21 protein-coding genes are annotated in these 24,604 nt (G+C 72.4%); 8 read left to right on the forward strand and 13 right to left on the reverse strand.

The features are described 5' to 3' along the window. Positions 1-116: 116 nt before the first annotated feature. The gene (locus ACIGXO_RS18050) at positions 117-1,091 is read left to right on the forward strand and encodes an alpha/beta hydrolase (RefSeq protein ID WP_399787250.1); all 975 of its coding nucleotides are present in this window, start codon (positions 117-119) and stop codon (positions 1,089-1,091) included. A gap of 56 nt (positions 1,092-1,147) precedes the next feature. Here ACIGXO_RS18050 and ACIGXO_RS18055 read toward each other — a convergent pair whose 3' ends face one another. The 6 genes from ACIGXO_RS18055 to ACIGXO_RS18080 form a co-directional block, all read right to left on the reverse strand. Beyond that, positions 1,148-2,560 (reverse strand): hypothetical protein, encoded by a 1,413-nt coding sequence (locus tag ACIGXO_RS18055; protein ID WP_399787253.1) that lies wholly within the window; start codon positions 2,558-2,560, stop codon positions 1,148-1,150. After that, positions 2,560-3,570, reverse strand: coding sequence for a hypothetical protein (locus ACIGXO_RS18060; protein ID WP_399787256.1), 1,011 nt, complete (start codon positions 3,568-3,570; stop codon positions 2,560-2,562). Before ACIGXO_RS18060 ends, ACIGXO_RS18055 begins: the two co-directional genes overlap by 1 nt. Then, positions 3,567-4,457 (reverse strand): FixG Ig-like domain-containing protein, encoded by an 891-nt coding sequence (locus tag ACIGXO_RS18065; RefSeq protein ID WP_399787259.1) that lies wholly within the window; start codon positions 4,455-4,457, stop codon positions 3,567-3,569. The genes ACIGXO_RS18060 and ACIGXO_RS18065 overlap by 4 nt, the downstream gene beginning before the upstream one ends. Positions 4,458-4,463: 6 nt before the next feature. Further along, the gene (locus ACIGXO_RS18070) at positions 4,464-5,144 is read right to left on the reverse strand and encodes an LPXTG cell wall anchor domain-containing protein (RefSeq protein ID WP_399788456.1); all 681 of its coding nucleotides are present in this window, start codon (positions 5,142-5,144) and stop codon (positions 4,464-4,466) included. A 182-nt stretch (positions 5,145-5,326) separates the two neighbouring features. Beyond that, entirely contained in the window at positions 5,327-5,824 is a 498-nt protein-coding gene (locus ACIGXO_RS18075) for an ATP-binding protein (protein WP_399787262.1), read from the reverse strand. Positions 5,825-6,020: 196 nt separating this feature from the next. Further along, the gene (locus tag ACIGXO_RS18080) at positions 6,021-6,392 is read right to left on the reverse strand and encodes an STAS domain-containing protein (RefSeq protein WP_399787265.1); all 372 of its coding nucleotides are present in this window, start codon (positions 6,390-6,392) and stop codon (positions 6,021-6,023) included. 264 nt (positions 6,393-6,656) lie between these two features. Here ACIGXO_RS18080 and ACIGXO_RS18085 point away from each other — a divergent pair, with 264 nt between their 5' ends. After that, entirely contained in the window at positions 6,657-7,589 is a 933-nt protein-coding gene (locus ACIGXO_RS18085; RefSeq protein WP_399788459.1) for an RNA polymerase sigma factor SigF, read from the forward strand. A 155-nt stretch (positions 7,590-7,744) separates the two neighbouring features. Here ACIGXO_RS18085 and hutI read toward each other — a convergent pair whose 3' ends face one another. From hutI to hutU, 4 genes are all read right to left on the reverse strand, one after another. Then, the gene (gene hutI / locus ACIGXO_RS18090; protein WP_399787268.1) at positions 7,745-8,911 is read right to left on the reverse strand and encodes an imidazolonepropionase; all 1,167 of its coding nucleotides are present in this window, start codon (positions 8,909-8,911) and stop codon (positions 7,745-7,747) included. Positions 8,912-8,999: 88 nt separating this feature from the next. After that, complete coding sequence (locus ACIGXO_RS18095; protein ID WP_399788462.1) at positions 9,000-10,340, reverse strand: formimidoylglutamate deiminase; 1,341 nt, start codon at positions 10,338-10,340, stop codon at positions 9,000-9,002. Beyond that, the gene (locus ACIGXO_RS18100; protein WP_399788465.1) at positions 10,337-11,524 is read right to left on the reverse strand and encodes an allantoate amidohydrolase; all 1,188 of its coding nucleotides are present in this window, start codon (positions 11,522-11,524) and stop codon (positions 10,337-10,339) included. Before ACIGXO_RS18100 ends, ACIGXO_RS18095 begins: the two co-directional genes overlap by 4 nt. Positions 11,525-11,541: 17 nt before the next feature. Further along, a complete protein-coding gene (gene hutU, locus ACIGXO_RS18105) occupies positions 11,542-13,206 on the reverse strand; it encodes a urocanate hydratase (RefSeq protein ID WP_399787272.1) in 1,665 nt (554 codons plus the stop codon). A gap of 132 nt (positions 13,207-13,338) precedes the next feature. On the opposite strand from hutU, the gene ACIGXO_RS18110 reads away from it, so the two are divergent. Both ACIGXO_RS18110 and ACIGXO_RS18115 read left to right on the forward strand, forming a co-directional pair. Further along, entirely contained in the window at positions 13,339-14,691 is a 1,353-nt protein-coding gene (locus ACIGXO_RS18110; RefSeq protein ID WP_399787275.1) for a diaminopimelate decarboxylase, read from the forward strand. An 86-nt stretch (positions 14,692-14,777) separates the two neighbouring features. Further along, positions 14,778-16,169 (forward strand): APC family permease, encoded by a 1,392-nt coding sequence (locus ACIGXO_RS18115; RefSeq protein ID WP_399787278.1) that lies wholly within the window; start codon positions 14,778-14,780, stop codon positions 16,167-16,169. 33 nt (positions 16,170-16,202) lie between these two features. Here the strand turns inward: ACIGXO_RS18115 and ACIGXO_RS18120 are convergent, their stop codons facing one another. Beyond that, entirely contained in the window at positions 16,203-17,075 is an 873-nt protein-coding gene (locus tag ACIGXO_RS18120) for a MurR/RpiR family transcriptional regulator (protein ID WP_399787281.1), read from the reverse strand. A 190-nt stretch (positions 17,076-17,265) separates the two neighbouring features. Between ACIGXO_RS18120 and ACIGXO_RS18125 the strand changes: the two genes are divergently transcribed. Continuing rightward, positions 17,266-18,705, forward strand: coding sequence for a purine-cytosine permease family protein (locus ACIGXO_RS18125; RefSeq protein ID WP_399787284.1), 1,440 nt, complete (start codon positions 17,266-17,268; stop codon positions 18,703-18,705). A 281-nt stretch (positions 18,706-18,986) separates the two neighbouring features. Here the strand turns inward: ACIGXO_RS18125 and ACIGXO_RS18130 are convergent, their stop codons facing one another. Then, positions 18,987-20,378, reverse strand: a complete 1,392-nt coding sequence (locus tag ACIGXO_RS18130; RefSeq protein WP_399787287.1) for a cystathionine beta-synthase — start codon at positions 20,376-20,378, stop codon at positions 18,987-18,989. Between the two features lie 203 nt (positions 20,379-20,581). Here ACIGXO_RS18130 and ACIGXO_RS18135 point away from each other — a divergent pair, with 203 nt between their 5' ends. The 3 genes from ACIGXO_RS18135 (at position 20,582) to ACIGXO_RS18145 (ending at position 24,179) form a co-directional block, all read left to right on the forward strand. After that, positions 20,582-21,610: an SGNH/GDSL hydrolase family protein gene (locus ACIGXO_RS18135; RefSeq protein ID WP_399787288.1), complete on the forward strand. Its 1,029-nt coding sequence runs from the start codon at positions 20,582-20,584 to the stop codon at positions 21,608-21,610. A 182-nt stretch (positions 21,611-21,792) separates the two neighbouring features. Beyond that, on the forward strand, positions 21,793-23,013 hold the full coding sequence (locus ACIGXO_RS18140) for an acetyl-CoA C-acetyltransferase (RefSeq protein WP_399787291.1): 1,221 nt from the start codon (positions 21,793-21,795) through the stop codon (positions 23,011-23,013). Between the two features lie 275 nt (positions 23,014-23,288). Beyond that, positions 23,289-24,179 carry a hypothetical protein gene (locus ACIGXO_RS18145; RefSeq protein WP_399787294.1) on the forward strand — a complete coding sequence of 297 codons (891 nt, stop codon included), beginning with the start codon at positions 23,289-23,291 and terminating at the stop codon, positions 24,177-24,179. A gap of 69 nt (positions 24,180-24,248) precedes the next feature. Here ACIGXO_RS18145 and ACIGXO_RS18150 read toward each other — a convergent pair whose 3' ends face one another. After that, positions 24,249-24,569 carry a hypothetical protein gene (locus ACIGXO_RS18150; protein ID WP_399787297.1) on the reverse strand — a complete coding sequence of 107 codons (321 nt, stop codon included), beginning with the start codon at positions 24,567-24,569 and terminating at the stop codon, positions 24,249-24,251. Positions 24,570-24,604 lie beyond the last annotated feature (35 nt).

Raw genomic sequence — 24,604 nt, forward strand, 5'->3', positions numbered from 1 at the left:
CGCGCACGCGAAGGGCCCCGGCGCCATGGCGCCGGGGCCCTTCGCGTGCGCGGCCGTTCGGGTGGGGTGCGCGAGGGGCCGGGAGGGCCGGGGTGCGGTGCGGTAATCATCCCGGTGTGCGTCGAGGAACTGTGTGGGCCGGTCTGTGCGGGGGGCTGGCCGCCGCCTGTCTGACGGTGGCCCCGCATGCGGGGCGGGCCGCCGCGGCCGAGGGGCCGCGCGTCGCGGCGGACGTCCGGGACGCGTATCTGGGGACGTACTCCTACGGCACGGCGAAGCGGCAGACCATCGGGGCCTACCGGGCACCCGGTCAGGGTGTCCGGCCCGTGGTGATGATTCTGCACGGCGGGTACTGGGCGCAGGATTCCGACTGGAGCGGGTGGGCCCGGAAGCTGGCGGCCCGGGGGTTCGTCGTCTTCGACGTGGACTACCGGCTCAACACCGACGCGCACTGGCAAGCCCAGCGCGCCGACGCGCTCGCCGCACTGCGCTGGATCCGCGCGCAGGCCGGCCGCTTCCGGGCCGATCCCCGGCGGGTCGTGCTGCTCGGCTCGTCGGCGGGCGGGCAGATCGCGGCGAACACCGCGGAGTACACCGCCGGCACGGCCGAGCGGCCGGCCGGGGTGATCGCGCTCTCGCCGGTGGCCGATCCCTATCTGGCCTGGCGGGCGGGCGCGCGCTCCGGCGCCTCGGCCGCCCAGCGCCGGCTGCGGCGCGAGGCGCAGAAGCTGGCGGGGTGCGCCCCGGTGAAGGCGGAGAAGAAGGCCGCGCCGGGGCCCGCGGACATCGCGGCCGCCGCCGCGGCCGCCCAGTGCCGCGCCGTATGGGACGACATGGCCGCGCGGACCTGGGCGCCCGGTGGACCGCGGCGGCCCGGCGGGCCCGGTATGCCGATGCTGCTGATGCACTTCGCGCACGACTTCGTCCCGGTGGCGCACTCCCGGGGCCTCGCGAAGGCCGAGCCGCGGGCCACGGTGTCGGTCCTGCCGGGCACCGGGCACGGCATGGCGGCCCTCACCCGGCCCGGGGTCGAGCGCCGGGTGCTGGCCTGGCTCATGGCGCGGGTGGGGCGGCCGGCGGACCGCGGGTAGGCGTACGGGACCGAGATCCGTACGCCCGGCGCGGAGCCGCCGGACGCCCCGGCCGGTCAGCGCCGCAGGTAGCGGCGCGGCATGAAGGTGAAGACGGCGCCGCCGAGCAGGATCACCGTGCCGGCGATCAGGCCGAGCGCCTGGAGGCCGCCGTGGTCCGCAGCGCCGGTGTCGGCGAGCCCGCCCGCGGCACCCGCGGAACCGGACGTACCGCCCGTACCCGCCGTACCGCCGGAGGCGTCCCCGCCGCCCGCGGAGCCGCCCGAGGACGTACCGCCGCTCGCGCCGCCCGGCTGGGCGCTGGTGTCCAGCTCCAGCGAGACGCCCGGGTCCTTCTCGGGGGTACAGGTGGTGGTCGTCCCCATCGCCTTGACCGTCAGGACGCCGGGCGTGAGCGTCGCCTTACCGCTCGCGCCGGGCTTGTACGTGCCCTTGAGGTCGGGGATCTCGATGGGGTCGCCGGACTTGATCGGCTCCTTGTTGGCCGGGCCCTCGACGTGCACCGTCCCCTTGTCCGCGCCGCCCAGCTTCACCTCCATCGACGGCTTGACCGAGTCCTTGGGGATGTCGGCCGGGCTGTCCATCACGGACTTGCGGAACTTGACGGTGAGGTCGAAGGCGCCGCCCTTCTTGGTGCCGTTGATCTGCACCGGTGAGGTCGCCTTCTTGTCGCCGATGGGCGTCTTGCAGGCGTACGGGACGTCCACCTCCTTGCCCTTGTACGCGGTGCCGTCGGGGTCGCCGTTGCCGCCTCCGGAGGAGCCGCCGGAGCCGCCGCCGGAACTGCCACCCGTACTCCCGCCGGTACCACCGGAGTCACCGCCCGAGGCGCCACCGGACGAGGACGAACCGCCTGACGAAGAGCCGCCCGACGACGACGTGCCGCCCGAGTCCGACCCGCTGCCGTCCGTCACCTTGATCGTGAGCGCGGGCTTCACCTCGCCCTTGGGCGCGCACTTGGTGTCCGTCGAGACGGGCTTGTTGACGTTGATCGTGTACGCGCCCGGGGTCAGCGTGACCTCGCCCGGCTTCTCCAGCGTGAGCCTGCCCTTCATGGCGGGCAGCTGCATCGGGCTGTTCTTCGGGATGGGCGGGTTCTGCCGGGGGCCCTCCATCGGGACCTCGCCGGTCTGCGCGCCGCTCGCCTTGAGCACGCCGGTCGGCTTCACCGTGTCCTTGCCCAGGTCCAGTACGTCCGGGTTCTTCGACGCGGCGGCGACCGTCGTCCACACCACCTCGACCGTGTCGCCCACCTTCGCCGTGGCGGGCGCGGTGATCTCGACCTTGGTGGTGCCCTGCACCGGATCCAGGCCGGAGATCGGCGGCGGGATGCACTCCGTCAGGTACGACACGGTGGTCGCCGGGTCGGGTACCGGGGCCGCCGCCGCGGTGCCGGACACCGCCACCAGGCCCGCTCCCGCGAGCATCAGCGCGCTCCCGGCCGCGGCCGCTCTCCTCCGTTGCCTCATCACAGGGAACCTTTCGACGTCGGTCGCTCGGTGAGTGTGGTGACGGACGGTGCGGTGTCCGGGGTGAACCAGGGCAGGCCGGCCGGTGCTTCGTCCGCCGCCCCGCCCTGGGCGGGGCGGTCGCGCGGCCGTACCTTGTCGACGATCGCCATGCCGATGCGGAAGACCGCGGCCGGCACCACGACGCACAGCAGGATCCAGAAGAGCGTCACGCCCCACGGCCGGCCCACCTGCCAGGGCTGCTCGGCCAGTACCTTGCCGCCGTACCGCACGGCGACCGTGTAGTCCCCGTACGCGCCGGCCGCCAGCTCGACGGGCAGCGTGACCTGGGCTTTCCTCCCGGCTTCCAGCGTGCCCCGCCACTGCTGGTCCTCCCACTGCGGGGCGAGGACGCCGTGCCGGGTGCCGACCTGGAAGACCGGGTTCCTCGCGGGCTCGGCACCGAGGTTGCCGACCGTGAGCACCAGCTCCCGCTGCGGTGGCGCGCCGAACCAGGTCAGCAGCGACGAACTGCCGCGCAGCCGGGCGGGCGCCAGTACGGCCAGCCGCCCGCCGCCGGTCCGCTCGGGCAGCGGGGCCACGGGGTGTCCGGCGACGGTGAACGGGGCGTCCGCCGCCGCAGCTTGGCCGGTCACGGTGGCGACGTGCACGACGCACGGGCACGGCTTGGGCGGCTCGGCGACCGGCAGCTCGATCCGGAAGCGGCCATCCTTGCCGGTGGTGACGGCACGGCCGTCGGCGTTGGCGCAGGCGTTGGTGCCGCCGATCATGTTCTGGCCGCAGATCAGCAGGGTGAGCAGCGCCTTGGGGCGCCATCCGGCGCCGGTGACCGTGATCGAGCCGCCCTTGCCCGCCTGCCGCTGGGAGAGCTCGACGGCGGGACGGCCGTCGTCGGCGGCGCGGGCCGTCCCGGCCGGCGGAAGGACGAGGAGCAGGGCGGCAACGGCGGCCGCCCAGGGAGCACTTCGCCACCGGCCACCCGCCGCCCGGTCCGTACGTACGCCCCTCACGCCGTCACCCCCGTCGTCAACTCCCGTACCGGGTCGCCCTCTTGAACCGGTGAGTCGTCCGCACCCGCCCGGCGCCGGCGCCGCAGGAACCACCCGCCCACCGCGGCGCCGCCCCCGGCCGCCGCCCAACCGACCGCACCCCACGGCACCGCCGTGTACCTGGCGCGGGCCGTGCCGTGCGCGCCGCCCGCGGCGGTGGCCGTGACGGCCACATCCACGGAGTCCAGCGCGGGCGGGTCGGCCCAGTTCTCGGTGCGGGTGATCCGCTGTCCCGGCGGCAGGTCACCGGACGCGGCGTGCGCGGGGCGGTGCAGCTCCCCGCCGAGCAGCCCGTCGGCGCGCACCACGACCCGCGGGTCCAGCGTCGTATTGCCGCGGTTGACCAGGTCGTACCGGATGACGGCCGCGCCGCCGCGGTCCGCGACGGACACGTTCTCCACGGTGAGGGCGGCCAGCATGGGGCCGCTGACCCGCAGGTGGACGCGTACGGCGCGCTCGGCCCCGCGCTGGTCGCGCACCCGGAGCGCGGCCGGGTGGTCGCCCGGTGCCGCACCCGCCGGCACGGTGACCGTGAACGGCACCTCCGCGCGGGTACGGGCCGGCACCCGCACGGTCCTGGCAGCCGTGGCGATCCAGGCCCCCGCGCCGGACCCGGAGCTCCCGGACACCGTGAACGTACGGGCCTGCCGCCCGCGGTTGGTGAGCGCGAGCCGGTCGGTGAGGACGCTGCCGGGGGCGCCCTCCAGGTAGAAGTACGGGCGCGCGTGGGCTCCCGCGGGCGCCGCGCGCCAGCCGCTCGGCGCGGCCGCGGACGGTGGCGCGCACGGCAGCGTCGCGGCGGTCAGCGCGGCCGCGCCCGCGGCCACGGCACGGATACGGCAGCCCACCGGCGCTCAGGCCCGCTGCTGCCGACGGCGCGTCAGCCAGAGCGTCCCGGCGGCCCCGGCGAGCAGTACCGTGCCGCCGAGCGTGCCCAGCGCGATGGCGTCGTCGGCGGGGCCGGTCTGCGGCAGTTCACCGCCGGGCGGGGGCGCGCCGCCGGCGCCCTTCACGTCGAGGCTGAGCGAGGGCTTGGGGTCGTTGCCGGGCGTGCACGTCGTGGTCGTGCCCAGCGCCTTGATGGTGAGCGTGGAGGCCGTGAAGGTGACCTTGCCGCTCTTCTTCGGGGTGTACGTCCCGCTCAGATCGCTGATCTTGATGGGGGTGTTGGCGGGGATCGCCTTGTCGTTGGACGGGCCGCTCACCGGCACGTCACCGGTCTCCGCGCCGCCGAGCTTGATCAGCGCGGTCGGCTTCATCGCGCCCTTGCCCAGCTCGACGGGGCTGGAGGAGACGCCCTTCTGGAAGGACATCACGAGCTTGTAGCCGTCGCCGGACTTGGTGGACTTGATGTCGATGGGCGAGACGGCGCCCTTGTTACCGATCGGGGTCTTGCACTGGTAGTCGACGTCGACGACTTCGGCGTGCGCGGCGGGGGCCGCGAAGAGCACCGACGCCGCCGCCGTGAGCAGCACGGCCGCCGGTCCTGCCGGGCCCGTGCGGCGCCGGCTGCGCTGGGCGTTGAAGCGGGCCACCTCGATCTCCCCTTCTCCCGGTGAGCGCACCGCCGGAAGTTACTGACGGCACATCAGATCGGGCGTCAAGGTACGCCGGGGGCCGTGGAGAGGGAAGAGAGAGCACACAACGAAAGCCGCCCCACGGGGCGGCCGAGCGGAACGGGAAGGCGGCTGCCGGGATCTGGGGCAGCACACATTCCCTACGACGGAGCGGCCAGCTCCGCCCACACGGTCTTGCCCGTGCCATCGGGGTTGCGGACGACCCCCCAGTCCAGGCAGAGCCGCTGCACGATGAACATGCCGTGGCCGCCGGGGCGGCCGGCGCGGTGCGGGTTGCGCGGGGCCGGCGAGCCGGTGCCCAGGTCGGTGACCTCCAGGCGCAGCACCTTGGCGTTGCAGCGCAGCCGCAGCTCCTCGGGGCCCTCGGCGTGCAGACAGGCGTTGGTGACCAGCTCGGAGACGACGAGCAGGACGTCCTCGGCGGCGGCGCGCTGATCGGCGCCCGCGGCCGGCAGCCAGCCCCAGTCGTGCAGCGCCTGCCGGGCGAAGTCACGACCACGGGCGACAGCGCCACGGGCGCCTGCGAGACGCAGCCTGCGGACCTGACCGGCCGGGACGGTGGCCGGGGCGGCAGCGGCACCGGCGCTCCCCGCGTCCGGGCCCAGATCGCCCGGCGGATACGGCCGGGTGGTGCTCATCAGCGCTTCACCTCACCGATTCGCCTTTTCACGGATGACGGATACCTGACGGGTTCAAGAAGATTCAGATGTCTCCTGCCCGGCCGGACCGTGAGAACACCCACTTCTTGGGGACGGAAGTTGTGATGGAGCCAACGTGATCGAAAACGGGCCTTCCGCAGACCGTCCGTCACTGGCCGCCCCCGGTACATCCGGCTCAGCCGGCGGCCAGCGCCGCGTCGACCGTGTCGTGCACCGTGAAGACCGCTTCGGCACCGGTGATCTCGAAGACCCGGGCCACCATCGGCTGCATCGCCGCCAAGTGCACCCCGCCGCCTTCGGCCTCCACCCTCAGCCGGGCCCCCAGCAGAACGTTCAGCCCCGTGGAATCCATGAACTCCAGTTGCGAACAGTCCACGACCAGTCGCACATAGCCATCGTCCGCACAACTGTCGAGTGACTCGCGCAACAATTCCGCGGTGTGGTGATCCAACTCACCCGCCGCGGTGACGACCGCACTGGCGCCGTGATGGCGGACCCCGACGTGGAGCCGTCCCCGGCTTGCACTGCCGACCGTCCCACGGTCCATGCGCGCGCACCCCTCTTGCTGTCTCGGCGTCTGGATTTGCTTACGACTGCGCACGTCGAAGCCTACGCCTTAGATACGCGGGCTGGTACCCGAACAGTACGCGTACTAACACAAATACGGACAACACGCACTTGCCATCTTCAGGTGAACCCGGGTAGGCGTAGTAGGGACACATTCGAAACAGCCGCGCTTGGGAGGCGCCGCAGACCGCAGCTTCACGTACAAGGCATCGGCAGCCATATGCCGAGAACCATGGAGGACACCATGTCACCCCGGCTCGACGAAGTGCGCACCGACGAAACCACGGACAACGCGTCGTCGACATCCCTGTCCGAACACATCCCTGCCCAGCACCTGCCGATCGATGCAACCGGATTCCCCGGGATGCCGGAGATCGACGGACTGCCCGAGATCCCGCCGTACGACGAGGTCGGACCGGTGGACGCGCGGGCGCTCTCCAAGACGCTCTTCGGGCGCCTGGAGACCCTGGAAGAGGGCACGCACGAGTACGCATACGTCCGCAACACCCTGGTAGAGCTCAATCTCGCCCTGGTGAAGTTCGCGGCCTCGCGGTTCCGCTCCCGCAGCGAACCGATGGAGGACATCGTCCAGGTCGGCACCATAGGGCTGATCAAGGCGATCGACCGCTTCGAACTGGACCGCGGCGTAGAGTTCCCCACCTTCGCCATGCCGACCATCGTCGGCGAGATCAAGCGTTTCTTCCGCGACACCAGCTGGTCGGTGCGGGTCCCGCGGCGCCTTCAGGAGCTGCGCCTGGACCTGGCCAAGGCCGGTGACGAACTGGCGCAGAAGCTCGACCGCGCACCCACCGTGAGCGAGCTGGCCGCGCGCCTGTCCATCACCAAGGACGAGGTCGTCGAGGGGATGGCCGCGAGCAACGCGTACACCGCGAGCTCGCTGGACGCCCAGCCGGAGGAGGACGACACCGAAGGTGCGCTGGCGGACCGCATCGGTTACGAGGACCACGGGCTCGAGGGCATCGAGTACGTCGAGTCCCTGAAGCCGCTGATCGCGGATCTCCCGCCGCGCGACCGCAAGATCCTCTCGCTCCGCTTCGTCGCGAACATGACGCAGTCGGAGATCGGCGAGGAGCTGGGCATCTCCCAGATGCACGTCTCCCGCCTGCTGTCCCGCACCTTGGTCCGGCTCCGCAAGGGCCTGATGATCGAGGAGTGAGTTGCCGCGGTCACGGCGTCCCGCACGGCTGACCGCGCGGAGGAGGGCCGGCCCCGAGTACCTCGGGGCGGGCCCCCTTTCGCTTTTGTACGACGTTCTGCGGGACGTTCAGCGGCACCGTGGGGGTTTTCCGCCGCCCGCTGCTCCTGAGCCCCTCAGGCCGCGCGTACGCCCGCTCGCCACACCTCTGTGACCAGGGGCACGCCCGGGCGGTACGCGAGGTGGACGTGGGACGGGGCGTCCAGGAGGGCCAGGTCGGCGCGGGAGCCGGGGGTGAGGCGGCCCACGTCGGTGCGGCGCAGGGCCTGCGCGCCGCCCGCCGTCGCGGACCAGATCGCCTCGTCGGGGGTCATCCTCATGTCACGGACGGCGAGCGCGATGCAGAAGGGCATCGAGGACGTGAAGGACGAGCCCGGGTTGCAGTCCGTGGAGAGCGCGACCGTGGCGCCCGCGTCCAGCAGCCGGCGGGCATCGGGCCACTCGGCGCGGGTGGAGAACTCCGCGCCAGGGAGCAGGGTCGCCACGGTGTTGCCCTGGGCCAGCGCGTCCACGTCCGCGTCCGTCAGGTGCGTGCAGTGGTCGGCGGAGGCCGCGTCCAGCTCGACGCCCAGCTGCACGCCGGGCCCGTAGGAGAGCTGGTTGGCGTGGATGCGGGGCAGCAGGCCGCGCTCCTTGCCCGCGGTGAGGATCGCGCGGGCCTGGTCGCCGTCGAAGGCGCCCTTCTCGCAGAAGACGTCGATCCAGCGGGCGTGCGGGGCGCAGGCGTCCAGCATCGGGCCGGTGACGAGGTCCACGTATCCGGCCGGGTCCTCGGCGTAGTCCGGGGAGACGATGTGCGCGCCGAGGTAGGTGACCTCGTCGGTGTGCGAGGCGGCGATGCGCAGCGCGCGGGCCTCGTCCTCGACGGTGAGGCCGTAGCCGGACTTGGTCTCGAAGGTCGTGGTGCCCTGGCGCAGCGCCTCCGCCATGTACTGCGCGACGTTGGCGGAGAGCTCCTCGTCGGTGGCGGCCCGGGTCGCGGCCACCGTCGTACGGATGCCGCCGGCCGAGTAGGCCCGCCCGGACATCCGGGCGTTGAACTCCTGCGTGCGGTCGCCGCCGAAGACCAGGTGGGAGTGGGAGTCGACGAAGCCGGGGATGGCGGCCCGGCCGCCCGCGTCGTGGACGGTGTCGGCGGCCGGTGCGCGGCCGCTGGGCCCCACCCAGGCGACGCGCTCGCCCTCGATGACGACGGCGGCGTCCTCGATCAGGCCGATCGGGCCGGCGCCGAGCTCCGGATCGTTGGTGACCAGGCTGCCGATGTGCGTGATGGCGGTGGACATGCTGGGTTCCGGTTCCTCTCGGAGGTGGGTGCTCCTGTTACGCACGTGGGCCCCGCGTCCCCAGGGCGGGGACACGGGGCCCACGTGATCAGGCGCGCAGGTCGTCGATCGCGGCGGCCAGCGCGGCGGGGACGTCGGGGACGAGGGTGTGCGCGCCGTCCCGGACGACCTGGCGGCCGCCGACGACGGTGTGCCGCACATCCGCGTTACTGGCCGCGAAGACGGCGGTCTCCGCGCCCAGCCGGGGCAGCGGCCCCGCCGTACGGACGCTGTCCAGGGCGATCGTGGTGAAGTCGGCGAGCGCGCCGGTGCGCAGCGCGCCCGCGTCGTCCCAGCCGAGCGCCCGGTGGCCGTCGGCGGACGCGGCGCGCAGCAGCGCGGCGGCCGTCCAGTGGCCCCGCGTACGGGTGCGCAGCCGTTCGTTCAGCTCCATCCCGCGCGCCTCTTCGAACAGGTCGATGACGGCGTGGCTGTCGCTGCCCAGCGAGAGCGGGGAGCCCGCCTCCTGGACGGTGGTGGCCGGGCCGATGCCGTCGGCGAGGTCCCGCTCGGTGGTGGGGCACATGCAGACGCCGGTGCCCGAGCCGCCGAGCAGCTGGATGTCCTCGTCCGTCAGGTGCGTGGCGTGCACGGCCGTCGTACGCGGCCCGAGCACGCCGTGGTCGGCGAGCAGCCGGGTCGGCGTGCAGCCGTGCGCGGCCAGACAGGCGTCGTTCTCGGCGGTCTGCTCGGAGAGATGGACGTGCAGCGGGGCCTCGCGGTCCTGTGCCCACTGCGCGACCGTACGGAGCTGATCCGCGGGCACGGCCCGTACGGAGTGCACGGCGGCGCCGATACGGGCGTGCGCGCGGCCCTCCTTGAGCAGCCCGGCACGCTCGGCCCAGCCGTGCGCGTCGCCGTCGCTGAACCGCAGCTGCTGCCGGTTGGGCGGCTCACCGAAGCCCGACGACAGGTACGCGGTGTCCAGCAGCGTGATGCGGATGCCCGCCTCACCGGCCGCGGCGATCAGCGCCTCGCCCATCGCGTTCGGGTCCTCGTAACGGCCGCCGGCGGGCGCGTGGTGCAGGTAGTGGAACTCCCCGACACAGGTGATCCCGGCGAGCGCCATCTCCGCGTACACGGCGCGGGCCAGCTCGTGATAGCTGTCCGGCGTGAGCTGCGCGGCGGTCGCGTACATGACCTCGCGCCAGGTCCAGAACGTCCCGCTGCCCACCTGCACGGTGCCGCGCAGCGCGCGGTGGAAGGCGTGCGAGTGCGCGTTGGCCAGGCCCGGGAGCGTCAGCCCGCGCAGTATTTCGGCCCCGGGCGGCGGGGTCTCGGCGCCGGTGCGGACGGCGGTGATCCGCCCGTCCCCGGTCTCGACGACCACCCCCGGCTCGACGTGCGTGTCGAGCCAGGCGTGCTCCAGCCAGTACGTCGTCGGCGTCAGTTGCACGCCAAACCCTCCAGTACGTCGGCGAGTGCGCGGACCCCCGCGACGCAGTCGTCCTCCGCCGCGTGCTCGGCGGGCGAGTGCGAGACGCCGGTGGGGTTGCGTACGAACAGCATGGCGGTCGGGACAGTCGCGGACAAAATACCCGCGTCATGTCCCGCCCCGGTCGGCAGCACGGGTACGCCGCCGAGTGTCTTGGCGAGCCGGTCCCGCAGGTCGTGCGCGAACTCCACGACCGGCGTGAAGGATTCCCGGGTGACGCTCACGTCCACCCCGTCGGTCCGGCCCCGTTCGGCGGCGGCCCGCTCGATCCCGCCGACCACCGCGTCCAGCGTCTCCTGGTCGGCGGCGCGCGAGTCCAGCCAGCCGCGGACCAGGGACGGGATGGCGTTGACGCCGTTGGGCTCGACGCCGACCTTGCCGAAGGTGGCCAGCGCGCCGTGCCGCGCGGCGTACTCGCGCGCGGCGAGCACCGTCTGTGCGTACGTCAGCATCGGGTCGCGGCGGTCTTCGAGGCGCGTCGTACCGGCGTGGTTGGCCTCGCCCCGGAAGTCGAAGCGCCAGCGGCCGTGCGGCCAGATCGCGGACGCGACGCCCACCGGGTCGCCGGACAGGTCCAGTGCGCGGCCCTGTTCCACGTGCAGCTCGACGAACGCGCCGATACGGGCAAGACGCTCGTCGTCGGCGCCGATCGCCTCCGGGTCGTACCCGGCCCGCTCCATGGCCTGCGGGAGGCTGATCCCGTCGGCGTCCGTCAGCTGATGGGCCTTCTCCACGGTCAGCTGCCCGGCCGCGAGCCGCGAGCCGACACAGGCCAGCCCGAAGCGCGCGCCCTCCTCGTCACCGAAGTTGGTGATCGCCAGCGGGCGGGTGAACTCCACTCCCCTCCCGCGGAGTTCGTCCAGCGCGGCGAAGGAGGACACCACGCCGAGCGGGCCGTCGAAGGCGCCGCCGTCCGGTACGGAGTCCAGGTGCGACCCGGTGACGACGGCGTCCCCGGCGTTCGGATCACCGAGCCAGGCCCACTGGTTGCCGTTCCGGTCGACCTCGTACGTCAGCCCGCGGGCCTCCGCCTGCCCCTGGAACCAGGCCCGGCAGTCGGCGTCCGCGCCGGTCCAGGCGTAGCGGCGGTACCCCTTGCTGTCGGCGTCCTGGCCGATGGGGAGCAGGTCCCGCCACATCTCGAGGAACGAAGTGCTCACTGGTCGCCGCCTTCGCGCATCGGGACGCGGACGCCGCGCTCGGCCGCGACGGACTCGGCGATGTCGTATCCGGCGTCGACGTGCCGGATGACGCCCATGCCCGGGTCGTTGGTCAGCACGCGGCGGATCTTCTCGCCCGCGAGCTTGGTGCCGTCGGCGACGGAGACCTGGCCGGCGTGGATGGAGCGGCCCATGCCGACGCCGCCGCCGTGGTGCAGGGAGACCCAGGACGCACCCGAGGCGACATTCACCATGGCGTTCAGCAGCGGCCAGTCCGCGATCGCATCCGAGCCGTCGAGCATGGCCTCGGTCTCCCGGTACGGGGAGGCCACCGAGCCGCAGTCCAGGTGGTCACGGCCGATCGCGAGAGGGGCCTGGAGGGTGCCGTCGGCGACCATCTCGTTGAAGCGCTCACCGGCCTTGTCGCGCTCGCCGTAGCCCAGCCAGCAGATGCGCGCGGGCAGGCCCTGGAAGTGGACCCGCTCGCCGGCCATCTTGATCCAGCGGTGCAGCGACTCGTTCTCCGGGAACAGGTCCAGGATCGCCTTGTCCGTCTTGGCGATGTCCTGGGGGTCTCCGGACAGCGCCGCCCAGCGGAACGGGCCCTTGCCCTCACAGAACAGCGGACGGATGTAGGCCGGGACGAAGCCGGGGAAGGCGAAGGCCCGGTCGTAACCGGCCAGCTGGGCCTCACCGCGGATGGAGTTGCCGTAGTCGAACACCTCCGCCCCGGCATCCATGAAGCCGACCATCGCCTCCACGTGGCGAGCCATCGACTCACGGGCGCGGGTGGTGAACCCGGCCGGATCCTTCGCCGCCGCATCCGCCATGTCCTCGAACGCCACCCCCACCGGCAGGTAGGACAGCGGGTCGTGCGCCGAGGTCTGGTCGGTGACGATGTCGATCGGCGCGCCCTCGGCGAGCATCTGCGGCAGCAGCTCCGCCGCGTTGCCCAGCAGGCCGATGGACAGCGGCGTGCGCGCATCGCGGGCCTCGGTGGCCAGCCGCAGCGCGTGCGCCAGATTGTCGGCCTTCACATCCAGGTACCGGTGCTCGATGCGCCGCTCGATGGCGCGCGGGTCGCAGTCGATACAGATCGCCACGCCGTCGTTCATCGTCACGGCCAGCGGCTGGGCACCGCCCATGCCGCCCAGGCCGGCGGTCAGCGTGATCGTCCCGGCGAGGGTGCCGCCGAACTTCTTCGCCGCCACCGCCGCGAAGGTCTCATACGTGCCCTGCAGGATGCCCTGGGTGCCGATGTAGATCCACGACCCGGCCGTCATCTGGCCGTACATCGTCAGCCCCAGCTGCTCCAGCCGCCGGAACTCCTCCCAGTTCGCCCAGTCCCCCACCAGGTTCGAGTTGGCGATCAGCACGCGCGGCGCCCACTCGTGGGTCTGCATGACGCCCACCGGACGGCCGGACTGCACCAGCATCGTCTCGTCCTGCTTCAGCGTCCGCAGCGTGCGCTGCATCGCATCGAACGAGCGCCAGTCCCGCGCGGCCTTACCCGTGCCGCCGTAGACCACCAGCTTGTCCGGGTGCTCGGCCACCTCCGGGTCCAGGTTGTTCTGGAGCATCCGCAGGGCGGCCTCCTGCTGCCAGCCCTGGGCGCTCAGTTCCGTACCACGCGATGCTCGCACGGGTCGCGGTCCTGACATGCGCTGCCTCCTGCACTCGGCGGTACCAGCACCCCACGGCACTGGATCGATATATTCACATCTTGTATCCAGTGAATATAGCTAGTCAATGGCGCCATGGCGGAGCCGCCCGTCAGGTGATGGAGTGGCGTCATGACCATCACGGGCTTCACCGAACGGACCGAACGGACCGAACGCCGGGAACGCGCCGTCGCGGCGGCGGTGGCGCAGGGGCTGGTCGGCCCCGACGTCCCGATCATCGGGCTGCTGGACGTGGCCGGCATCCGGGCGGGCGCCGAGGCGCTGCGGGCCGCGTTCGCCGCGGTCACCGACGCGCCGGTGCTGCACGCCTTCGCCGTCAAGGCGGCTCCGCTGGTCCCCGTTCTGCGGCTGCTGCACGAGGCGGGCATCGGTGTCGAGGTCGCGAGCCCCGGCGAGCTGGCGCTGGCCAGAGCCGCCGGGGTGCATGCCGCGCACACGGTCCTGGACTCGCCCGCCAAGACCCCCGCCGAGCTGCGCGAGGCGCTCGCGCTGGGCATCGCGGTCAACGCCGACAACCCGCAGGAGCTGGCCCGCATCGACGCGCTGGTCTCCTCGGCGCCCACCCGGTCGCCGCTGGGCCTGCGGGTGAACGCGCAGGTCGGCGGGGGCAGCATCGAGGCGCTGTCCACCGCGACCGCGACATCGAAGTTCGGCGTCGCGCTGCGTGACGAGGGGGCCCGGCAGTGGGTGATCGACGCCTACCGCGCGCGCCCCTGGCTGACCCGGCTGCACACCCACTCCGGCTCGCAGGGCGTGCCGCTGGAGCTGATGGCGCAGGGCATACGGGCGGTGTACGGGCTGGCCGAGGAGATCAACGAGGCGGTGGGCCGGCAGCAGATCGACACGATCGACATCGGCGGCGGCCTGCCGGTCAATTTCGCCTCCGACGCCGACGACCCCACCCACGCGGCGTACGCGCAGGCCCTGAAGGAGCAGGTGCCGGGGCTGCTGGACGGGCGGTACGGCCTGGTCACCGAGTTCGGCCGGTCGCTGCTGGCCAAGCACGGCACGGTGCTCGCCCGGGTGGAGTACGCCAAGAGCTCCGGCGGCCGGCCGATCGCGGTCACCCACGCGGGCGTGCAGGTCGCCACGCGTACCGTCTACGCGCCCGCCGCCTGGCCGCTGCGGATCGCCGCGTTCGATGCCAAGGGGCTGCCGAAGAGCGGCGGAGAGGTCGCGCAGGACGTGGCGGGCCCGGCCTGCTTCGCGGGCGACCTGCTCGCCGAGAACCGCACGCTGCCGCCGCTGGCGCAGGGCGACTACGTGGCGGTGCTGGACACCGGCGCGTACTACTTCGCCCACCACTACGCCTACAACAGCCTGGCCCGGCCGGCCGTGCACGGCTTCGCCGAGGGCGCGGACGGCTCGGTCGGCTTCGCCACGGTCCGCCGGGCCCAGACGCTGGAGGAGATCGTCGCGGAGGCCGGCGGCGGCGCGGAGCGGGACGGCCTCGCCCAGCTCTGAACTTGCTCAACTCCCGCTTCGGGACAGCGGTGGCGGGCAGTACCTCCCCCACATCGACTTCGATCGACTCTCGGGGGAGGTACCTGATGACGGACACCACCGATCCGAGCTCCACCGCACCGCCCGAGGAGACCGGCCTCAAGCGCGCCATCGGTCCGAAGCTGCTGATCCTCTTCGTGATCGGCGACATCCTCGGCACCGGGATCTACGCGACCACCGGCAAGGTCGCGGGCAAGGTCGGCGGCGCGGTCTGGCTGCCGTTCGTGATCGGCTTCGTCGTGGCGATCCTGACCGCGGCCTCGTACGTGGAGCTGGTCGGCAAGTACCCGAAGGCGGCCGGTGCCGCTCTCTACACCCAGAAGGCGTTCAAGGTCCCCTTCCTGACCTTCATCGTCGCCTTCATGGTGATGTGCTCGGGGCTGTCCTCGGCGAGCGCGGCGGCCCGCGCGTTCGGCGGCGACTACCTCGCGGAGTTCACCGACGCGGTGCCGCCGACCGCCGTGGCGATCCTCTTCGTCCTCGCGCTCGCGGCGCTCAACCTGCGCGGCGTCTCGGAGTCCGTGAAGGCGAACGTCGTACTGACCCTGGTCGAGGTGACCGGGCTGCTGGTGATCCTGGCGATCGGCGCGTACGCGGTGCTCACCGGGGACGGGGAGCCGGCCCGGCTGGCCGACTTCGAGGCGTCGAGCAGCGGCGGGTACGCCCTGGTCACCGGCGTACTGGGCGCCACGGCGCTGGGCTTCTTCGCGTTCGTCGGCTTCGAGGACTCGGTGAACATGGCCGAGGAGACCCGGGACCCGGTCCGCACCTTCCCGCGCGCCATCTTCACCGGCGTGGCCGTGACCGGAACGATCTACGTCCTGGTCGCGCTCGTCTCGTCGCTGCTGGTGGACCACCGCACGCTGGAGAAGTCCAGCGGGCCGCTGCTGGAGGTGGTCAAGGCCGGCGGCCTGGACTTCCCGCCGAAGCTCTTCGCGCTGATCGCGCTCTTCGCCGTCACCAACTCGGCGCTGATCAACATCATGATGGCCTCACGGCTCTGCTACGGCATGGCCAACGAGCGCATCCTGCCCCGGGCGATGGGCCGGGTGCTGGCGAAGCGGCGCACCCCCGTCACCGGCATCGTCTTCGTCTCGCTGCTGGCCATCGGCCTGGTCTCCACGGGCGAGATCGAAGGGCTCGGCGACACCACGGCGTTCCTGCTGCTCTGCGTCTTCGCGGTGGTCAACGTCGCGGTCCTGGTGCTGCGCAAGGACCGGGTGGCGCACCGGCACTTCCGTACGCCGACGGTCCTGCCGGTACTCGGCGCGCTCACCGCCCTGATCCTCGCCAGCCCGCTGGCCGACCGCCCGGCCGAGGTCTACATCCGGGCCGGCGTCCTGCTGGCCATCGGCGTGGCGCTGTGGGGACTCAACAAGCTGGTGATGAAGGTGCGCGGCGAGGAGCCCCCGGAGGTCACGACGGCCGGGAAGGGCTGAGGCCGGCGACTGATGCCGGGGCCTGGCCGCGCGTCACTCCGCGAACAGGCCGCGTGCCGCCGCCCGGGCGTCGAATGCCTCCAGGCTGGCCTGGGCGTCCGGGAGTGCGTCGCACATGGCCTCCAGCAGGACGCGGCCGAGGAGCATGGGGGCGCAGACCGTGTCGAAGGCCAGCCCCGTGCCGACCGCGGCGGGCAGCATGAGGTCGGTGTGGCGGGCGACCGGCGCGAACGCGCTGTCGGCGACGGTGACGACGGTCAGCCCGGCGGCACGGGCGTACGCCAGCGCCTCGATCACCTCGCGGGGATGGCGCGGCAGCGCGAAACAGAGCAGGACGCTCGCGCCCGCGCGCACCGCCCCGTCGATCCGGTCGGCGAGCATCGAGCCGCCCTCGTCCAGCAGCCGCACGTCGGGGTGGACCTTGCTCGCGAAGTACGCGAAGCCCGCGGCCTGGCCCATCGCGGCGCGCAGGCCGAGCACCGGCAGCACCGGGGAGGCCGCGAACAGGCGGGCCGCCTCCTCTATCGGCGCGGGGTCGGCGAGCGCCGCCGACAGCTCCTGGAGGTTGCCGATCTCCTCCTGTACGGCCTGCTGGTACTCGTTGAGGGAGTCGGGGGCCGCCGCGGCGCGCTCGGGGGCCACATCCCGCAGGTGGCGGCGGAGCGCCGGGTAGCCGTCGAAGCCGAGGGCGACCGCGAAGCGGGTCACCGAGGGCTGGCTGACGCCGGCCAGCTCGGCCAGCTCCACGCTGGAGAGGAAGGGCGCGTCGGCGGCCCGGCGCACCATGCAGTGCGCGATCCGGCGCTGGGTCGGCGTGAGCCGGTGCCCTTCGAAGAGCTTCTGCAGCCGCGCCGCCGCACCGGCGGCCGCCTCGGTGGCGCCCTCGCCCCCGTTGTCCCCGCTCATCGTGTCCTCTCGGTCCGGTCCGGGCGTCTGCTCCGCGTGTGCTGCCCGACTCTACGTAATCCCCGGGCGTGACCTGCCCGGACCCAGGGCGTGCCCTGGCCGTAACCAGCGATTTACTCTCAGCCTATTGCATTTTCATTCACTCGCACTTGATGCTGCATGGGTCCATTCAGCGAGAGAGGGACGGCCCATGGCAGGCGTGGTGGAACAACGCTCGATCGACGTCGTACCGGACTCCGAACGGCACGGCACCGCCTTCAGCCAGTTCACGCTCTGGCTGGGCGCCAACCTCCAGATCACCGCGGTGGTCACCGGCGCACTCGCCGTCGTGTTCGGCGCGAACGCCTTCTGGTCGCTGATCGGACTGCTGATCGGCAACCTGCTGGGCGGCGCGGTGATGGCCCTGCACTCGGCGCAGGGGCCGCGGCTCGGCCTGCCGCAGATGATCTCCTCGCGGGCCCAGTTCGGGGTGCGCGGCGCGGTCGTGCCGCTAGTCCTGGTCATCATCATGTACATCGGCTTCTTCGCCAGCGGCACCGTGCTCGCCGGGCAGGCGGTCGGCCATCTGACCCACCTCGGCGACACCACCGGCATCATCACCTTCGCCGCGGTCACCGCTTTCGCCGCGGCCGTCGGCTACCGCCTGATCCACGTGCTCGGCCGGATCGCCGGGCTCGTCTGCGCGGTGGCCTTCGTCTACCTCGGCGTACGCCTGCTGGAGCGGACCGACCTGGCCCTCCTGCTGCACGACCGCGCCTTCGACTTCCCGGTCTTCCTGCTGGCCGTCTCGCTCTCCGCGTCCTGGCAGCTGGCCTTCGGCCCGTACGTCGCGGACTACTCGCGCTACCTGCCCCGCGACACCTCGGCCCGCGCGACCTTCTGGTGGACGCTCTCCGGCTCGGTGCTCGGCTCGCAGTGGTCGATGACCTTCGGCGCGCTGGCCGCGGCCGCGGCGCCCGCGGCCTTCGTCGGCCACGAGGTCTCGTACATCGTCGGGCTGGGCGGCACGGGCCTGATGGCCGCGGTGCTCTACTTCGTCATCGCCCTCGGCAAGCTGACGATCAACGTCCTGAACACCTACGGCAGCTTCATGTCGATGGTGACGAGCATCAGCGGCTTCCGCGGCCAGCGCACGCTCTCGCCGCGCGGCCGCAGCCTCTACTTCGCCGGGATCATGGTCGTCGGCAGCGCGGTGGCCCTCCTCGGCAAGGACTCGTTCCTGACCGCCTTCAAGGACTTCCTGCTCTTCCTGCTGACGTTCTTCACGCCCTGGTCCGCGATCAACCTGGTCGACTACTACCTGATCTCCAAGGAGCGTTACGACCTGGCCGCGCTGCACGACCCCACGGGCCGCTACGGCGCCTGGAACGGCAAGGCCCTCGCCGTCTACACCCTCGGCGTCCTCGCCCAGCTCCCGTTCCTGGTAACCCACTTCTACACGGGCCCCCTGGTGGCCCCCTTGGGCGGCGCCGACGTTTCCTGGCTGGTGGGCCTGGCGGTCCCGGCGTTCCTGTACTGGCTGACATGCCGTGGTGGATCCGGTGTCCCCGCCGAGGGCGCCCCGTCAGGGGCGCGGGGAACTGCGCGAGCAACCACGACGACGCCGCAGTCGACAACTCACGCCGACTGAAACGGCGCTGAATCGACCACCCCCCGGGAGAAAACGGCGCGGGGACCGCCGCACCCCGGCGCGCAAGCGCGCCAGGGGCGGGACGACGGCGGTCCCCGCGAAGGACGCGGACCGTGTCAGAACCGGTCGGACGCGTCCTGGCGACCGGGAGTCCGGGAGCCGCTCCGAAGTCCTTGTCGCCGCACGGATTAATCTGCCTGACGAGTGTTAAGTCCGTGCTGCCTCCGCGTGACACATACGTACACCTTGCGTCGACGGGGAGTTGACCCGACTTCTCGGCCCTACTGCGCGCTCCGCGCGCTGCCGGCGAGGAACGCCAGCAGGTCCTGCCGGCTGACGACCCCGGTCGGCTTGCCCTCCACGAGGACGATCGCCGCGTCCGCCCGCTCCAGTACGGCCATCAGGTCGGCGACCGGCTCACCCGCGCCGACCTGCGGCAGCGGCGGCGACATGTGCTTCTCCAGCGGGTCGTCGAGCGAGGCGGTCTGGGTGAACAGCGCGTCCAGCAGCTCGCGTTCCACCACCGAGCCGATGACCTCGGCGGCCATCACGTCCGGGTGCCCGGCGCCCGGCTTCACGATCGGCATCTGGGAAACGCCGTACTCGCGCAGCACCTCGATGGCCTCGCCGACGGTCTCCTCGGGGTGCATGTGCACCAGTTCGGGGATGCCGCCGTGCTTGTTGTGCATGACGTCGGCGACCCGGTCGGTGTCCCCGGTCTCCAGGAAGCCGTAGTCGTTCATCCAGTCGTCGTTGAAGATCTTCGAGAGGTAGCCGCGGCCGCTGTCCGGCAGCAGGACCACCACCACGTCGTCCTCGCCGAGCCCCTCGGCGGCCTTCAGCGCGCCCACCACGGCCATCCCGCAGGAGCCGCCGACCAGCAGGCCCTCCTCCTTGGCGAGCCGCCGGGTCATCTGGAAGGCGTCCTTGTCGGAGACCGCGATGATCTCGTCGGCGACGGTCCTGTCGTAGGCCGTGGGCCAGAAGTCCTCGCCGACGCCCTCGATCAGATACGGGCGCCCCGAGCCGCCGCTGTAGACCGAGCCCTCCGGGTCGGCGCCGATGACCTTGACCTTGCCGTCACTGACGTCCTTCAAGTACCGCCCGGTCCCGCTGATGGTGCCGCCGGTGCCCACGCCCGCCACGAAATGCGTGATTCGGCCGTCGGTCTGCTCCCACAGTTCGGGCCCCGTGGACTCGTAGTGCGAGCGCGGGTTGTCCGGATTGCTGTACTGGTCCGGCTTCCAGGCGCCGGGCGTCTCGCGTACCAGCCTGTCGGAGACGTTGTAGTACGAATCGGGGTGGTCGGGGTCGACGGCCGTGGGGCAGACCACGACCTCGGCGCCATAGGCCCGGAGCACATTGATCTTGTCCGTCGACACCTTGTCGGGGCAGACGAAGATGCACTTGTAGCCCTTCTGCTGGGCCACGATCGCCAGGCCGACGCCGGTGTTTCCCGAGGTCGGCTCCACGATCGTGCCACCCGGTTTCAGCGCTCCGGACCGCTCGGCGGCCTCGATCATGCGCACCGCAATCCGGTCCTTCACGGACCCGCCCGGGTTGAAGTACTCGACCTTGGCCAGGACGGTCGCCCGGATTCCCTCGGTCACGTTCTTGAGCCGCACGAGCGGGGTGTTCCCGACCAGCTCAATCATGGATTCATAAACCTGCACGGTGGTCTCCGCGGTAGGGGGCGCGCTGTCCTGCGCCCGTCCGGCCAGCCTATTGCGCTCACCCCCACAGGGCAGGCGCGTTGCGGCGAAGGCCCTGCGGGGCAAGACGTTCTTGTCACGAGTTTCGCGAGTCCGCGGAGCGCGCGCCGGGATTCACTCCTTTCGCACGCCCCGTGTACGCACTGCGGGGAGGTGCCCGGCCGATGCCGATGACCATGTCCAGGGCGAGGGTGGCACGCCGGATCGCCACGGCCGCCGCGGTCGGCGGCGGAGGAGCCGGGCTGCTCGGCGTCGCCGCGGTCGGCCTGCTCCTGACCGAGGTGCGGCTCGCCCGCCGGACGGTCGGCGGCGGCGCCACCGAACTGCCGCCGCCCGCCGACGGCCGCTACGGCGCCGCCCTCTGGTACCGCACCGACCGGCCCGCGCTGCGGCTCGGCTTCCTCGGCGACTCCACGGCCGCCGGGCAGGGCGTCACGCGGGCCCGCCAGACGCCGGGGGCGCTGCTGGCCTCCGGGCTGGCGGCGGTCGCCGAACGCCCGGTCGACCTGCGCAACGTCGCGCTGCCCGGCGCCCAGTCCGACGACCTGGAGCGCCAGGTGACGCTGCTGCTGGCGGACGGCCCGGCGCCGGACGTCTGCGTCATCATGATCGGCGCGAACGACGTCACGCACCGGATGCCGTTCGCCACTTCCGTCCGCATGCTGTCCGAGGCCGTGGCCCGGCTGCGCTCGGCGGGCTGCGAGGTGGTGGTGGGCACCTGCCCCGACCTCGGCACGATCGAACCGGTGTACCAGCCGCTGCGCTGGGTGGCCCGGCGGCTGAGCCGGCAGCTGGCGGCGGCGCAGACCATCGGGGTGGTGGAGCACGGCGGGCGGACGGTGTCGCTGGGCGACCTGCTCGGCCCGGAGTTCGAGGCGAACCCGCGGGAGCTGTTCAGTTCGGACAACTACCACCCGTCCGCCGAGGGGTACGCGACCGCGGCGATGGCCGTACTGCCCACGCTGTGCGCGGCGCTCGGCCTGTGGCCGGAGGACGAGGAGCGTCCGGAGCCGGCGCGGCGCGAGGGCTTCCTGCCGGTCGAGGAGGCGGCGGCGCAGGCGGCGTCCGAGGGCGGTACCGAGGTCGCGGGCAGCCGGGCGCCATGGGCGCTGCTCAAGCACCGCAGGCGGCAGCGGATCGCGGTGCAGGAGGCCGAGGAGCCGGCTGCGGAGACCGAGGAGCGGGCGCCGTAGCGGGCGGGCGGGTGCCGCCCCCTTGCGCGGCACCCGCCCGATGGGTGAGCATCCGCTCAGTACGGAGGTAAGCAGCCGCTTAGAAAAGAGGTCCGCATCACAGCGCAGGAACCGTGACCTTCGCTGTACGTGCAGGTAGCTTCCCTCACAGTCCTCATCTTTCTCTCGTCTGGAGCCGCGTGATGCCCGAAGCCGTGATCGTCTCTGCCGCCCGCTCCCCGATCGGCCGCGCCTTCAAGGGCTCGCTGAAGGATCTGCGCCCGGACGACCTGACCGCCGAGATCATCAAGGCCGCGCTGGCCAAGGTCCCCGAGCTGGACCCGAGGGACATCGACGACCTGATGCTCGGCTGCGGCCTGCCCGGCGGCGAGCAGGGCAACAACCTGGGCCGCATCGTGGCCGTGCAGATGGGGATGGACCACCTCCCCGGCTGCACGATCACCCGGTACTGCTCCTCCTCGCTGCAGACCTCGCGGATGGCGCTGCACGCCATCAAGGCGGGCGAGGGCGACGTCTTCATCTCGGCCGGCGTGGAGACCGTCTCCCGCTTCACCAAGGGCAACTCCGACAGCCTGCCCGACACCCACAACCCGCTCTTCGCGGAGGCCGAGGCCCGCACCGAGGCGGTCGCGCAGACCGAGGGCTCGACCTGGCACGACCCGCGCGAGGACGGCCTGGTCCCCGACCCGTACATCGCGATGGGCCAGACCGCGGAGAACCTCGCGCGCCTCAAGGGCGTCACCCGCCAGGACATGGACGAGTTCGGCGTGCGGTCCCAGAACCTCGCCGAGCAGGCCATCAAGAACGGCTTCTGGGAGCGGGAGATCACCCCGGTCACCCTCCCCGATGGCACGGTCGTCTCGAAGGACGACGGCCCGCGCGCGGGCGTCACCCTGGAGGGCGTGCAGGGCCTCAAGCCGGTCTTCCGCCCCGACGGCCTGGTCACCGCGGGCAACTGCTGCCCGCTCAACGACGGCGCTGCCGCGCTCGTGATCATGTCCGACACCAAGGCGCGCGAGCTGGGCCTGACCCCGCTGGCCCGCATCGTCTCCACCGGCGTCTCCGGCCTCTCCCCCGAGATCATGGGCCTGGGCCCGGTCGAGGCGTCGAAGCAGGCGCTGCGGCGCGCGGGCCTGTCCATCGGCGACATCGACCTGGTCGAGATCAACGAGGCGTTCGCCGCGCAGGTCATCCCGTCCTACCGGGAACTGGGCATCGACCTCGACAAGCTGAACGTCAACGGCGGCGCGATCGCCGTCGGCCACCCCTTCGGCATGACCGGCGCCCGCATCACCGGCACGCTGATCAACTCCCTGCAGTGGCACGACAAGCAGTTCGGCCTGGAGACCATGTGCGTCGGCGGCGGCCAGGGCATGGCGATGGTCATCGAGCGGCTGAGCTGAGCCAGTTCACCACGGTACGTACCAACTGAACTACGTACGGCGACGATCAGTGGCCCACGTCACCGCGTGACAAGATCGTTGTACCGACTCCCCCAGGATTGTGACCAACACCCTGGGGGAGTTACGTTTCCCCAGGTCGGCGAGGGGCCATAGGGCCGGACGGGACCCCTGCCGCCGGTCGTCAAGAGACGTGGCGCACTGCGAACGGTCGCCGACCTCCGGCAGGCTGATGTAGGAAGTTCTCCGGGGGACATTCTGCTACCGGGAGTACGTCAGTGACCGCCATCGCTTATGCACTGCTGCCGGCCGCGGCCATCGCCGTGGCGCTGGGAGCAGCCTCCCTGCACACCGCTCGCACCCTGCGCCGCGAGGTCGCCGGACTGCGGGCCGAACTCAGCACCGCCCGTGAGGACGGTGCCGCGGCCCTCGCCGCCATTCCCGCCGCCCGCCCGGCACCCGCCGCCGAGACCCCGCTGGACGACATACGTGCCGCGGTGGCCGACGCGCTGGCCGAGGAGCGGGAGCGGGAGCTCGCCGAGGCGCGTGCCTTCTGGGCCGCGCAGGAGGCGCGCGACGCCGAGTCGCCCTCGTCGCTGCTGCCGGGCCACCCCGCGGCGGGCGACGACACCGCGACCGGTGACGGCTTCGACCGCTTCTACCTGCCGCGCCAGGCCGACTTCGCGGGCCTGGACCCGGACGTGCTGGGCTCCGAGCCGCTGTTCGGCATGGACGAGGTCGATCTCGAGCCGGTGGACGCCCCGACCGACGGGGCCGTCGAGGAGACCGAGTCCGCCGAGCTGGCCGCCGCCCGCCGGCGCCACCCCTCGCACCCGGACTTCTCGCCCTCCCCCGCCATCGGCGACCACGAGCGCACCGTGGCGCGCCTGGAGGAGCTGGCCGAGGACCGCACGCCGCTGGCCGACGTCCGGCCGGGCCCGCTGGGCACCCTCGACGTCTATGTCTTCGCCGACGGCACGACCGTCTGCATGACGCCGGGCCACCGCGAGACGGCCGAGCGGGTCGCCGAGGCGCTCCGCGAGGGCCACACCACCGTGCTGCTCGGCGGCTCGGGCGTCGCCGGCGCGTACGCGCTGACCTTCGCCTGGGGCGAGGGACGCGACGACAGCGTCTACGTCCTCGCCGACCGGGTCATCGCCTCCCTCTGAGGCAGCCTTCCCCCTCCGGGGGCGGCCTTCCTTCGGACCGGGCCCAGCACCCGCCCGGTCCCGGACCGCTCAGCAGCGCGCCGCGGTCCTCCGTACTTCTTCCACGGCCTGTGCCACATCCTCGGCACGGGCCGTTTCCGCGTCCCGCAGCGCGTACGCCAAATCATGACCGGCCACCGCGACTTGGTCACCGACCGCGAACAGCCCGGCGTCCGGCAGCTCGCGCGGCTCCGTTCCGGGCGCCTCCAGGCGCTGGGCGCGGAGCGCGAATTCCCTGGCGAGCGCCAGTCCTTCGGCCGCCGCGCCCCGCGCGAGGGCGCTCTGCGGCAGCGCCCTGAGCCGGTCGGCGAGGGTGTCAACGGCGGTCTGCAAAGGCATTACGTCAAGCACGCTGTGAGCCTATGCGCCACTCCTGGGTGGTTGCC

It is taken from the genome of Streptomyces sp. NPDC053542 (assembly GCF_044544685.1).
In the GTDB taxonomy this organism is placed as follows: domain Bacteria; phylum Actinomycetota; class Actinomycetes; order Streptomycetales; family Streptomycetaceae; genus Streptomyces.

Coding starts and splice junctions, on each gene's coding strand:
- ACIGXO_RS18085 (WP_399788459.1), top strand. CDS start 6,657: ATGTCACCCCGGCTCGACGAAGTGCGCACCGACGAAACCACGGACAAC.
- ACIGXO_RS18055 (WP_399787253.1), bottom strand. CDS start 2,560: ATGAGGCAACGGAGGAGAGCGGCCGCGGCCGGGAGCGCGCTGATGCTC.
- ACIGXO_RS18125 (WP_399787284.1), top strand. CDS start 17,266: ATGGCAGGCGTGGTGGAACAACGCTCGATCGACGTCGTACCGGACTCC.
- ACIGXO_RS18110 (WP_399787275.1), top strand. CDS start 13,339: ATGACCATCACGGGCTTCACCGAACGGACCGAACGGACCGAACGCCGG.
- ACIGXO_RS18120 (WP_399787281.1), bottom strand. CDS start 17,075: ATGAGCGGGGACAACGGGGGCGAGGGCGCCACCGAGGCGGCCGCCGGT.
- ACIGXO_RS18140 (WP_399787291.1), top strand. CDS start 21,793: ATGCCCGAAGCCGTGATCGTCTCTGCCGCCCGCTCCCCGATCGGCCGC.
- ACIGXO_RS18135 (WP_399787288.1), top strand. CDS start 20,582: ATGCCGATGACCATGTCCAGGGCGAGGGTGGCACGCCGGATCGCCACG.
- ACIGXO_RS18075 (WP_399787262.1), bottom strand. CDS start 5,824: ATGAGCACCACCCGGCCGTATCCGCCGGGCGATCTGGGCCCGGACGCG.
- hutU (WP_399787272.1), bottom strand. CDS start 13,206: ATGTCAGGACCGCGACCCGTGCGAGCATCGCGTGGTACGGAACTGAGC.
- ACIGXO_RS18115 (WP_399787278.1), top strand. CDS start 14,778: ATGACGGACACCACCGATCCGAGCTCCACCGCACCGCCCGAGGAGACC.
- hutI (WP_399787268.1), bottom strand. CDS start 8,911: ATGTCCACCGCCATCACGCACATCGGCAGCCTGGTCACCAACGATCCG.
- ACIGXO_RS18080 (WP_399787265.1), bottom strand. CDS start 6,392: ATGGACCGTGGGACGGTCGGCAGTGCAAGCCGGGGACGGCTCCACGTC.
- ACIGXO_RS18100 (WP_399788465.1), bottom strand. CDS start 11,524: ATGTGGCGGGACCTGCTCCCCATCGGCCAGGACGCCGACAGCAAGGGG.